The following is an 11,686-nucleotide window of genomic DNA, read 5'->3' as shown; positions in this document are numbered from 1 at the left end:
TCTTATTATTTTAAATAAACACTTGTATATCTTAAATAAAGCTTTTTTGCATAAAGAAAAAATTTATTATTTTTTAGATAAACTGTTATGTTTTACATACAAATCAAAACAAAGGAAGTAGAATGGCTACATCTGAAAGTAGACGAAGCTTTATGGGCTTTGCCTTTGGAACAGTAGCTGCTGTGGGTGGTGCTTTTTCATTAGTTGCAATGAAAAAAACGTGGGATCCGCTCCCAAGTGTAAAAGCAGCAGGTATTACTACTGTAGATCTTTCTGGTATGAAAGAGGGCGAATTAAGAACAATCGAATGGCGTAAAAAACCAATATTTATCTTAAAAAAAGATGCAGATATGGCAAAAGATAGCAACAGAGATGTTGTTGTTGGTGATGTTGCTTATACTGTGGTTATTGGTCTTTGTACGCATTTGGGCTGTATTCCAGCTTATGCTCCAAGTGAGAAATTATTTAAATGTGCGTGTCATGGTGGTGAGTTTGACATTAGCGGTAAAAATGTATTTGGTCCTCCTCCAAGACCTTTGGATATTCCTCCTTTTAGAATCGATGGAACGAAATTGGTATTAGGTGAAGAAGGTCCTGAATATAAAAAAATGATCGCGGAGGCTTGATATGGCACAAATAAAAAAAGCTAACGGTATTGTAGATTGGCTTGATCAAAGATTAGCTGTAAATAAGCTTTTTAATGTATTGATGGCTCAATATTGGATACCAAAACAAATAAATTTCTTATGGGCAATGGGTGTTATTTTAACTACTCTTTTTGCTATTTTATTTATCTCGGGTTTATTTTTAGTAATGTATTATAAGCCGGATGTGGCTTTGGCTTTTGATAGTGTAAATAAAACTATCATGCAAGAAGTTGAATATGGCTGGCTTTGGCGTCATATGCATGGTGTTGCAGCTTCGGTTGTGTTTTTGATTATCTATATTCATATGCTAACTGGAATTTATTATGGTTCTTATAAAAAAGGCCGTGAGATGATTTGGGTTAGTGGTATGCTTTTATTTGTTGTCTTTTCAGCGGAAGCATTTAGTGGTTATATGCTACCTTGGGGACAAATGAGCTTTTGGGCTGCACAAGTTATTACACAACTTTTTGGTGGAATTCCTTTTATAGGTGATGCTTTGGTTATTTGGATAAGAGGGGATTTTGCGGTATCTGATCCAACCTTAACAAGATTTTTCATGCTGCATGTATGTTTATTGCCGATTATGATTTTGGCGATTATTGTATTTCACTTTTATTCTTTGAGAATTCCTCATGTTAATAATGAAATCGCAGAAGAAATTGATTTTGACTTAGAAGCTGAAAAATATTTAGCAGGTGATACAAAAGGTTCTAAAGTAATTCCTTTTTGGCCAGGATTTTTAGCTAAAGACTTCATGTATATTGCTTTATTTATGATTTTCTTCTTTTATTTGGTATGTTTTAAATTTAATTTTGCAATGGATCCGATCAACTTTGATCCTGCGAACTCTTTAAAAACCCCTCCTCATATTTATCCTGAGTGGTATTTCTTATGGAGCTATGAAGTATTAAGAGGATTCTTCTTTGATATTGGAAGTATTAAAGCGTTTGATATAGGACTTGCAGCATTTGGTATAGCACAAATTATCTTCTTCTTATTGCCTTGGCTTGATAGAAGTGATGTGGTAAAACCTGCACATGAAAGACCATTGTTTTTTGTATGGTTTTGGGTGTTATTGATAGATTTAATCGTGTTGACAGTTTATGGAAAGCTTCCTCCAACAGGAATTAATGCTTGGATAGGATTTTATGCTTCTATGGTATTTTTATTGCTATTATTAGTGGTATTGCCAATTATTACTATCATGGAAAGAAAAAGGAGCTAATAATGAGAGAATTAAAGATATTTTTTATAGTTGTCTTTTTCACAGGTTTAGTATATTGGGGAGTTGAACCTTATGCACATTCAGTGATGAACCCTCCTTCAACACCAGTAAATTTTGATTTCGCAAAAGCTGATGCAGAATTTGCTAAAAATGAATTAGCTGTAAAACAAAAAGCAGCTATTGATGCAAATGCTTCGGGTAATGAAAAAGCTATTGTTAATGCGCAAAAAGCATTAGAACTCGCTCAAAGCCAAGAAGAGGCGACTAAGCAGTTGTGGGAAAAAATAGCAAAAATTGATTTTACTAAAGGTAATGCTCAAAAAGGTAAAGAGCTTTTTGAGGGAAATTGTATTGCATGTCATGGTGTTAAAGCGGTGGGGATTCCTGCGATTATTACAGATTCTTCTTTGGGTGTAACACCGCCTGATTTAAGTGATAGTGGTGCTATCTATGATGAGAAATTTTTAGCAGCATTGATTGTTGATCCGGTGAAAGCTTTACAAATTTCACACAAGTTTAACGATGAAAATCCATTCTTGATGCCTGCTTATCCTTTAAGCGGAGATGAAGTGCAAGATAGCCAAGATTTGGCAGATTTAATTGCGTTTTTCAAAGATACAGCTAATGCATATGAAAAAGATTTTGATGCGAAATTAAAAGCTGAATTAGATGAAAAATATGCAAAAAATCAAGAGCTTTCAGAGCAAGAAAAAGCAGCTTTGATAACTAAAGAATTTGATTTTATAAAAAGCAAACATACCTTTGAAAATGCTTGTGGAAGATGTCATGATGTGAAATATGATGGTTTTGTTTCAAGTTCAAATATGAGTGATTTGAAAAACTATCTTGGTATGACTCCTCCGGATTTGTCTATGATGATTAGATCTAAAGGAAGAGATTATCTTGATATTTTTATCAATGAGCCTCTAAAGAAAATCCATGGTACAGCTATGCCAAGAGTTGGTTTAAATGAAAAAGCACAAACTCAAGTTATAGATTATCTTGAAAAAGTTGGCGATAGCAAAAAAGAAGAAAGAGAACAAACAGGAATTTACATCATGATATTCTTTGTTATCTTAAGTATCTTTGCTATAGGCTGGAAAAGATCAGTTTGGTCTAAATTACACTAATTTGCTCAAAGAACGCCTTAGGCGTTCTTTTTCTTCAATAATAAGCTAAATATAAAATAAAATTTGATATAATATTCTTTCATTTCACACGCATTAATTTCCTTATTAGGTTGCTTATGGGTTAAAGAATGCGGAGGAATAAACCTAATTATTTTATTTCAAGGAGAATTTCATGGTAAGCATGAGAGATTTATTAGAGTGTGGTGTACACTTTGGGCACCAAACAAGAAGATGGAATCCAAAAATGAAAAAATTTATTTTTGGTGAAAGAAAAGGTATTTATGTAATTGATTTACAAAAAACACTTAGATACTTTAGATATACATATAATATTGTTCGTGATGCTGCAGCAGAAGGTAAAACAGTTTTATTTGTTGGTACTAAAAAACAAGCTGGTGGAGCGATTAAAGAGTATGCTGAAAAATGTGGTATGCCTTATGTAAATCATAGATGGCTTGGTGGTATGATGACAAATTTTGGAACAATTCGTCAGTCAATTAGAAAATTAGAAGTTATAGAAAAAATGGAAGAAGATGGAAGCATTAAACTTTTAACTAAAAAAGAAGCATTAATGCTTACTAGAAAAAAAGAAAAATTATTGGCATATCTTGGTGGTATTAGATATATGAAAACCCAACCTGATATGATTTTTGTTATCGATACTGTGAAAGAAAAAATCGCAGTGCAAGAAGCTAATAGATTAAAAATCCCTGTAGTTGCTCCGCTAGATACAAACTGCGATCCTGATTTAGTTGATTATCCAATACCAGGAAATGATGATGCAATTCGTTCAGTTCAACTTTTCTGCCAAGAAATGGCCGAAGCTATCAATGAGGGCAAAGCTTTAAGAGAGCAAGATGGCGAAGCAAATGAAGAACAACCGATCTCTGAAGAAGAAAAAAAAGAAGTTTTAGAAGAAGTTATGAGTGAAGAAGATTTTGAAGGAGATAAAGAGTAATGGCTGAAATCACTGCACAAATGGTAAAAGAACTGCGCGAAAGTACTGGCGCAGGTATGATGGATTGTAAAAACGCTTTAAAAGATACTGATGGTGATTTTGAAAAGGCAGTACAGCTTTTAAGAGAAAAAGGTCTTGGTAAGGCTGATAAAAAAGCCGATCGTTTGGCTGCTGAAGGCTTAGTTAGTGTAAAAGTAAGTGATGATTTTAAATGTGCTACGGTAAGTGAAATTAATTCAGAGACAGATTTTGTTGCTAAAAATGAGCAGTTTATTGCTTTAACAAAAGATGCGACAGTGCACATTCAGAGTAAAAATCTTCAAAGTGTAGAAGAATTACACTCAAGTGAAATTAATGGTGTTAAATTTGAAGAGTATCTAAAAAGTCAAATTGCAACTATTGGTGAAAATTTGGTTATAAGAAGATTTGCTACTTTAAAAGCTGAAGTCAATGGCATAGTAAATGGCTATATTCATACTAATGGTCGTGTGGGTGTAGTTATCGCTGCTGCTTGTGATAGCGAGGCTACGGCTAGTAAATGTGGAGACTTTTTAAAACATCTTTGTATGCATATTGCTGCAATGAAGCCAAGTTATTTATCTTATGAAGAACTTGATATGGACTTTGTAGAGAATGAATATAAAGCTTTAGTTGCTGAGTTAGAAAAAGAAAACGAAGAGAGAAGAAGATTAAAAGATCCTAACAAACCAGAGCATAAAATTCCAAAATATGCAAGTAGAAAACAGCTAACTCAAGAAGTAATTCAAGCAGCCGAAGAAGCTATTAAAGCTGAACTTCAAGCTCAAGGTAAGCCTGAAAAAATTTGGCCTAATATCATTCCTGGTAAATTAAACAGTTTTATCGCAGACAACTCTCAACTTGATAGTAGACTTACTTTAATGGGTCAGTTTTATGTAATGGATGATAAAAAAACTATAGAACAAGTAATCGCTGAGAAGGAAAAGGAACTCGGTGGAACTATTAAAATAGTTGAATTCATCCGTTTCGAAGTAGGCGAGGGTTTAGAAAAGAAAACCGAAGATTTTGCTGCTGAAGTTGCTGCTCAAATTGGTTAACAATGGAACTTTTAAAAGCGGAAAATTTAAGCCACAGTTTTGATATTCCGCTTTTTGAAAACCTAAATTTTACTATAAATGCAAAAGATTGTATTGCGATACAAGGAAGTAGTGGATGTGGTAAATCCACTCTTTTGCATATTTTATCCACTCTATTAAAACCACAGTCAGGAAAAATTTTTTATCATAATCAAGATCTTTACGCATTAAATGATGATGCTTTGTTGCAAATTCGAAGAAAAGATTTTGGTATCATTTTTCAAATGCATTATTTGTTTAAAGGCTTTTTGGCTTTAGAAAATATAGAGCTTGCTAGTATTTTAAGTGAGCAAAGTATTGATTATAAACTACTAGATAAACTTGATATTGCAAATTTAATGCATCAAAAAATCACAAAACTAAGTGGTGGTCAACAGCAAAGAGTAAGTATAGCTAGAGTGTTGAGTAAAAAACCTAAGATTATTTTTGCTGATGAAGCTACGGGAAATTTAGATTATAAAAATGCCTTAAACGTTATGGATATTTTGATTGATTATGTTAAAGAAAACAATGCAGCTTTGGTTTTTGTTACACATGATCATGAGCTTGCAAAAAAATGCGACAAGGTATTTCACTTAAGCAATCATGGAATTTGTTAAATATTTAGGTGATGAAAATGTAGTCATTTTCATGCTTTTATTTGCTAGAATGAGTGGTTTGATTGTTTTTTTTCCATTTTTTTCACATAATAACATTCCTTTGGTGGTAAAAACAACATTGGTATTATTTTTTACAATGTTTTTATATCCATTAGCAAGACTAGAGGGAACTAGTCCTGATTCTTTTTTTATTTTATATCTTTTAGCAGAAGTGCTTTTTGGTATGATTGCTGGACTTATTTTGCAAATGACATTTGCTATTTTACAAATGGCAGGTGAGCAAGTTTCTTTTACTATGGGTTTTTCTATGGCTAGTGTTATGGATCCAACAACCGGTGCTAATACACCCGTGATATCACAAATTTTAAATTTGCTTGCTTTGCTTGTTTTTTTGGCTTTTGATGGACACCATTTGATTTTGCTTTTTATCTCTAATTCGTTAGAGTATATTAGCTTGGGTGGATTTTACCCACATGAAAATTTAATGCTTTATTTAAATAAAGCTATGGTTAATATCTTTGTATTGGGTTTTTCGATGGCATTTCCAATCTTAGCAATATCTTTGCTTTCAGATGTGATTTTTGGTATGCTTATGAAAACTATGCCTCAATTTAATCTTTTGGTGGTAGGTTATCCTATTAAGATATTTTTATCTTTTGCGGTATTGATTGCCATTTTGATGATTATGATGCAGTATTTTAAAAGTCTTATGATTAAAAGTTTTGAACATATGGAGTTGTTATTTTTTAATATATAAGCAATAAATAATTAAAAATGTTTTAAAATAAGATATTTCTTTATACGGGAGATGATAATGAAGGTTTTACTCATAAATTCTAATACAGCTGTTTCAAAGCTAGTTAGTTTAGGAGTTCAAAAGCTAGGCTATGATTTTGAAGAAGTTTTAACAACTGATGAACTCGAGGAATTTTATGATGTAATTATATTAGATCATGATATAGAAGCTAATTTAGATGAGTTAAAAGATAAATGTACTAGATTGATATATTTATTACCTAGAAATCAGGAAAAAATAGATGGCGTTGAATGCTTGTATAAACCATTTTTACCTACTGACTTTATTGAACTTTTAGGTGAGGATAGTGCTTTGGTAGTTGATGATAAAAAAGAAGATTTGAGTGAAGATGAGTTAAGTTTTGATGATGGAGATGATGTGTTAATAGATAAAGATACACCTTTAGATGGTAATGAATTGCTTGAAGGTATTGATTTGTCTGAGCATGAAGAGAATTTAAGCGAAGAAGATTTAAGCTTGCAAGAAGAGTTTTTTGAAGATAGTTTAGACAGTGAATTAAAATCAGAGGATGGTTCTTTAGCTGCAAGTGGATTGGAAGATAAGCAGCTAGAAGATGATTTGCTTTTAGCTGATTTCCAAGAAGAAAATATAGAAGAAAATATAGAAGAAAATATAGAAGAAAATATAGAAGAAAATATAGAAGAAAATATAGAAGAAAATATAGAAGAAAATATAGAAGAAAATATAGAAGAAAATATAGAAGAAAATATAGAAGAAAATATAGAAGAAAATATAGAAGAAACCCCGGCGTCTTTTGATTCTTTAGAAGACTTACCTGTAGTCGAAGAAGTGGTTGAAAAAGAAATGAATTTTGATGACTTACCAGGTGATGCTCAATTTATCGGAGAGGAAAAAGATGAAGAAATTTTAGTTGATGAAAAAGAGCCTTTAGTAGAAGAGCTTTTAGAAGATGAAGCTATGGATTTTGAGCCTGAAGAGGAGTTAAGTACTCAAGATAAAATTAAAGAAGAACTTGCAGCCATTGATGAGCTTGATGAGGAGCTTAATGGTCTTGATGAGGAATTAATGCAAGATTTTGATAACCAAGAGCCTGGTGATAATGATGATGAGCAGTTAGGTGGCATTGTAGAGGAAAATATAGAGGAAAATATGGGCGAAATTTTAGATGAGCAAGATGAATTTGCAAATTTAAGCGAAAGTGATATTATGCTTGCTTTGGGCGAAGAGTTAGCTGTAGCTAGCTTAGCCGCTAAAGAAGAAAAGACAAGCAATATAGAAAAATCGCAAGAGCCACAAGATGATGAAATGGTGAATGAGTTAAGCAAAAGCATAGCACAAACTATCACTTCAAGTATCACTGATGATACCTTAAAAGCAGCTTTAAAAGGTATGAAGATGAATATAAATATCAATATAAGCTTTGATGAGGATAAACATTGAGCGGGCAGATTTTGATCATTTCAGGGCCAAGTGGAGCGGGTAAAAGCACCTTGCTTCAAAGGCTTTTTAAAGAAAAAGATAATATTTATTTTTCTATTTCAAGTACAACAAGAGCTCCTAGAGAAAACGAAAAACATGGAGTGGATTATTATTTTATCACCCAAGAAGAATTTAAACAGGGTATTGAAAAAGGCGAGTTTTTAGAGTGGGCTTTGGTGCATAAAAACTACTATGGCACCTCATTGATACCTGTAAAACAGGCTTTAAAAGAAGGCAAAAGCGTTGTTTTTGATATCGATGTGCAAGGGTATTGCATTGCTAGAAAAAAAATGGCAGATTACATCACTTCAGTATTTATTACCACAAAAAATAAAAAAGAGCTTGAAAAAAGATTGCTTAAGCGAAATACTGATAAAATAGAAGATATTAGCAAAAGATTGGAAAATGCTAGTGATGAAATGGCTTATTTAGATCAGTATGATTTTTTAATTATTAACGATGATCTTGAAAAAAGCTATAAGCAACTAGAAGCAATTTTTGAAGCTTCAAAGTTAAAAAGTAAAAAACATGATTTAAAACAAATTCAAATTCAATGGAATAAAGGAGAATAAAATGCATATGCCAAGTGGAACCCAATGGTTGATTATCTTACTGATAGTAGTGTTGCTTTTTGGTGCTAAAAAAATTCCAGAACTTGCTAAGGGTTTGGGAAAGGGTATTAAAACCTTTAAAGATGAGATGAATACCGATGATGATAAAAAAATCGTTCAAGATAATGCGCATAAAATTGAAAAAATCAACGAAAAAGATGTGTTTGTAAAAGAAAACAATGAAGAAGTAAAAAAAGCTTAAGGTATAAAATTGAAAACTTTAGTTTATAAGGAAATCAAAGAAAAACTAGGAAGAGATTTTATCCTAGAGAATCCTAAAAATAAAAATTTAGCCCATTTTGCAACACCTTTGGCTTTTTCTTTGGCTAAAGAGTTGAAGCAAAATCCTATGATGATTGCTAATGATATTGTTGCTAAACTAAAAGACTGTGAGTGTTTTGAAAGTGTAGAAGCTTTAAATGGTTATGTTAATTTTAAACTTTCTAAGTCTTTTTTAAATTCTTTAGCAACACAAGCTTTGAGCGATGGAGAAAATTTTGCCAAAGATGAGGCAAAAAACGAAAGTTTTCTACTAGAGTATGTTAGCGCTAATCCAACAGGACCTTTGCACATAGGGCATGCTAGAGGTGCTATTTTTGGTGATACCTTAACTAGAGTTGCTAGACATTTAGGATATAAATTTGATACAGAGTATTATGTTAATGATGCGGGAAATCAAATTTATCTTTTAGGGCTTTCTATATTGCTTGCGGTGAAAGAGCATTGTTTAAATGAGCAGGTGATATACCCAGAAGAATATTACAAAGGTGAATATATCATAGATACCGCAAAAGAAGCTTTTGTTGAATTTGAAAAAGATTTTTTCACTGAAGACAATATCGCACCACTAGCTCTTTGGGCTAAAGATAAAATGCTAAAAATCATTAAGCAAAATTTAGCAGATGCGAAAATAACAATCGATACTTATGTGAGTGAGACAAGTTATTATAGTGAGTTAGAAAACACCTTAAAAGCTTTAAAAGAACACGGTGGCACCTATGAGCAAGATGGCAAAATTTGGCTTGCTTCGAGTGCTAAAGGTGACGAAAAAGATCGTGTGATTATTAAAGATGATGGAAAGGGAACTTATTTGGCAGCTGATATAGTTTATCATAAAGATAAAATGAGTCGTTCTTATGATAAATGTATCAATATCTGGGGAGCTGATCATCATGGCTATATAGCTAGAATGAAAGCTGCTATGGAGTTTTTAGGACATGATAGTCAAAAACTTGAGATTATTTTGGCGCAAATGGTTTCATTGTTGAAAAATGGCGAGCCTTATAAGATGAGTAAAAGAGCGGGAAATTTCATCTTAATGGGTGATGTTTTAGAAGAGCTAGGAAGTGATGTATTAAGGTATATTTTTATTAGTAAAAAATGCGATACGCATCTAGAATTTGATGTTGATGAGTTTAAAAAAGAAGACAGTTCCAACCCTGTGTATTATATTAATTATGCTCATGCAAGAATTCATCAAGTATTTGCAAAGGCTGGTAAAAGTGTTGATGATGTAATACATGCTAAATTTGAAAATCTTAACGAAGATGGTATGAATCTTTTGTTTGAAAGTTTAAATTTAAAAGCAGTGTTTAATGATGCATTTGAGTCAAGAGCGTTGCAAAAAATTCCTGATTATTTAAAAAACTTAGCTGCTTTATTTCATAAATTTTACAATGAAAATAAAGTTGTGGGATCAAGCAACGAAGATGAGCTTTTGAAACTTTTTGCTGTGTGTGCTTTAAGCATAAAAACAGCTTTTGCACTTATGGGTATAGAAGCAAAGAATAAAATGAATCACGACTGATTTTAGTCGTGATTTTTACCTTTTTTTGCATTTCTTGTCATCATAAAGCTTTGCTCAAAAAATAATAATAAAGTCACGCTTACACCTACTGCTAGTGCTAGTGTTACTGAAAGAGTTGTTAAGAAATAATCAAAAAATTGGATTAAGAAATTAGTTTTTTCGTTGATATTTTCTGAACGTATAAATGAAATAAGATATAAAATTGCTTTATAAGCATAAATTCCAGGTATCATGGGTATAAGTGCAGGAAAAGCTATGATTTCAGCGGGTGTTTTGAAAATTTTTGCTAAAAATAAGCCAAGACATCCAATACTAAATGAAGCTATAAAAGTAGCAATAGCTAAAGTTTGAAAACCAAAATAAGCCATCAGAGTAAAGCGTAGCCCATGTGCAATAGCAGCTAAAAAAGCTGAAAGTATGAGAGTTTTAAAAGGAGGGTTGCATACAAAAGCAAAACCAAATCCTGTCAAAGCTGCAAAAAACATATCCCAAAAAATAGAACCATAATCAATCATCTTAAAATCCCAAAATCATTAATACTCAAAGTAGTATAAATTCCAATCGCTATACAGCAAACAAGTATAGCCACGCTAATAATGCGACTAAAGCCCATGAGTATGTGGTCTTTTAAAATATCAATAATGGAGTTTATAAAATAAACCCCAGGAATTAAATATAAAATACTAGAACCCAAGGCAACATTAGCTTCTTGTATGAGCTTTAAGTCAACTCCTAAAAAGACAATAGAAGAGGACAAAAACGAACAAAGAATGTATTGAATTCTTAAATCTATTTTGATTTTTGTGAGTGAAATTCTCAGGCTAAAACCGACTATGGTGGCTAAAAATACAAACAAACACCCATATAAATCACCACCAAAAAGTTTACAAAATGCAGCATTAGCTATGGAAACAAAAAACAAGTTGGCTAAAAAAGAAGTGTTTTGGTGTTGATTTAATTTTAACAAAGAAAGTTTAGCTTCTTCTAGATTGTATTGATGATCGTGAATTTGCCAGCTTAATGCGCTAAGTTCTAAAATTAGTTTGAAATTAATATGACTGTATTTATTAGGTATGATATAGGTTCTTTGTATGGAGTTATCATCCTTATCGAAAATATTAAGTGTGGTGTGGTGAAAGAAAAAATTCATGTTAATTTCATAACCATAGGCATTAGCTATCCTGCTAACACATTTTGAAACTCTAGCAGTATAAGTTCCCGCACTTAAAAATATACTGATATATTCAATCAAAAAATTGGTTAGATTTTGAATTGATGGTTTTTCCATAAATAATCTTTATAAAATAATTTTTAAAGATTTTATCAAAATTAAGCCA

The 11,686-nt window shown here is 32.0% G+C and carries 13 protein-coding genes; 11 read left to right on the top strand and 2 right to left on the bottom strand.

The annotated features are described in order from the left end of the window. Window positions 1–122 precede the first annotated feature (122 nt). The 11 genes from CSUB8523_RS06865 (at window position 123) to argS (ending at window position 10,349) form a co-directional block, all read left to right on the top strand. Complete coding sequence (locus CSUB8523_RS06865) at window positions 123–626, top strand: ubiquinol cytochrome c oxidoreductase, 2Fe-2S subunit (protein WP_039664286.1); 504 nt, start codon at window positions 123–125, stop codon at window positions 624–626. Window position 627: 1 nt separating this feature from the next. Then, entirely contained in the window at window positions 628–1,872 is a 1,245-nt protein-coding gene (locus CSUB8523_RS06860) for a ubiquinol cytochrome c oxidoreductase, cytochrome b subunit (RefSeq protein ID WP_043020020.1), read from the top strand. A gap of 2 nt (window positions 1,873–1,874) precedes the next feature. Next, window positions 1,875–3,002 carry a ubiquinol cytochrome c oxidoreductase, cytochrome c subunit gene (locus CSUB8523_RS06855; protein ID WP_043020019.1) on the top strand — a complete coding sequence of 376 codons (1,128 nt, stop codon included), beginning with the start codon at window positions 1,875–1,877 and terminating at the stop codon, window positions 3,000–3,002. A gap of 172 nt (window positions 3,003–3,174) precedes the next feature. After that, a complete protein-coding gene (rpsB, locus tag CSUB8523_RS06850) occupies window positions 3,175–3,960 on the top strand; it encodes a 30S ribosomal protein S2 (RefSeq protein WP_039664283.1) in 786 nt (261 codons plus the stop codon). After that, on the top strand, window positions 3,960–5,036 hold the full coding sequence (gene tsf / locus CSUB8523_RS06845; RefSeq protein ID WP_039664282.1) for a translation elongation factor Ts: 1,077 nt from the start codon (window positions 3,960–3,962) through the stop codon (window positions 5,034–5,036). Before rpsB ends, tsf begins: the two co-directional genes overlap by 1 nt. 2 nt (window positions 5,037–5,038) lie before the next feature. Beyond that, entirely contained in the window at window positions 5,039–5,674 is a 636-nt protein-coding gene (locus CSUB8523_RS06840; protein WP_043020018.1) for an ABC transporter ATP-binding protein, read from the top strand. Next, the gene (gene fliR, locus CSUB8523_RS06835) at window positions 5,661–6,431 is read left to right on the top strand and encodes a flagellar biosynthetic protein FliR (protein ID WP_043020017.1); all 771 of its coding nucleotides are present in this window, start codon (window positions 5,661–5,663) and stop codon (window positions 6,429–6,431) included. The genes CSUB8523_RS06840 and fliR overlap by 14 nt, the downstream gene beginning before the upstream one ends. Before the next feature lie 57 nt (window positions 6,432–6,488). After that, window positions 6,489–7,892, top strand: a complete 1,404-nt coding sequence (locus tag CSUB8523_RS06830; protein WP_043020016.1) for a hypothetical protein — start codon at window positions 6,489–6,491, stop codon at window positions 7,890–7,892. Next, on the top strand, window positions 7,889–8,503 hold the full coding sequence (locus CSUB8523_RS06825; protein ID WP_043020015.1) for a deoxyguanylate kinase / guanylate kinase: 615 nt from the start codon (window positions 7,889–7,891) through the stop codon (window positions 8,501–8,503). Before CSUB8523_RS06830 ends, CSUB8523_RS06825 begins: the two co-directional genes overlap by 4 nt. Window position 8,504: 1 nt before the next feature. Next, the gene (locus CSUB8523_RS06820; RefSeq protein WP_039664277.1) at window positions 8,505–8,744 is read left to right on the top strand and encodes a twin-arginine translocase TatA/TatE family subunit; all 240 of its coding nucleotides are present in this window, start codon (window positions 8,505–8,507) and stop codon (window positions 8,742–8,744) included. A gap of 9 nt (window positions 8,745–8,753) precedes the next feature. Beyond that, window positions 8,754–10,349: an arginine--tRNA ligase gene (argS, locus tag CSUB8523_RS06815; RefSeq protein ID WP_043020014.1), complete on the top strand. Its 1,596-nt coding sequence runs from the start codon at window positions 8,754–8,756 to the stop codon at window positions 10,347–10,349. Window positions 10,350–10,351: 2 nt separating this feature from the next. Here the strand turns inward: argS and CSUB8523_RS06810 are convergent, their stop codons facing one another. Together CSUB8523_RS06810 and CSUB8523_RS06805 are read right to left on the bottom strand one after the other, a co-directional pair. After that, window positions 10,352–10,864, bottom strand: coding sequence for a threonine/serine exporter family protein (locus tag CSUB8523_RS06810; RefSeq protein WP_039664275.1), 513 nt, complete (start codon window positions 10,862–10,864; stop codon window positions 10,352–10,354). Then, window positions 10,861–11,637, bottom strand: coding sequence for a threonine/serine exporter family protein (locus CSUB8523_RS06805; RefSeq protein WP_039664274.1), 777 nt, complete (start codon window positions 11,635–11,637; stop codon window positions 10,861–10,863). The genes CSUB8523_RS06810 and CSUB8523_RS06805 overlap by 4 nt, the downstream gene beginning before the upstream one ends. Window positions 11,638–11,686 lie beyond the last annotated feature (49 nt).

Origin of the sequence: Campylobacter subantarcticus LMG 24377 (assembly GCF_000816305.1) — a bacterium.
Lineage (GTDB): Bacteria > Campylobacterota > Campylobacteria > Campylobacterales > Campylobacteraceae > Campylobacter_D > Campylobacter_D subantarcticus.
The sequence above is the reverse complement of the archived record's forward strand: the minus strand, read 5'-3'. Positions and strand labels throughout refer to the sequence as shown.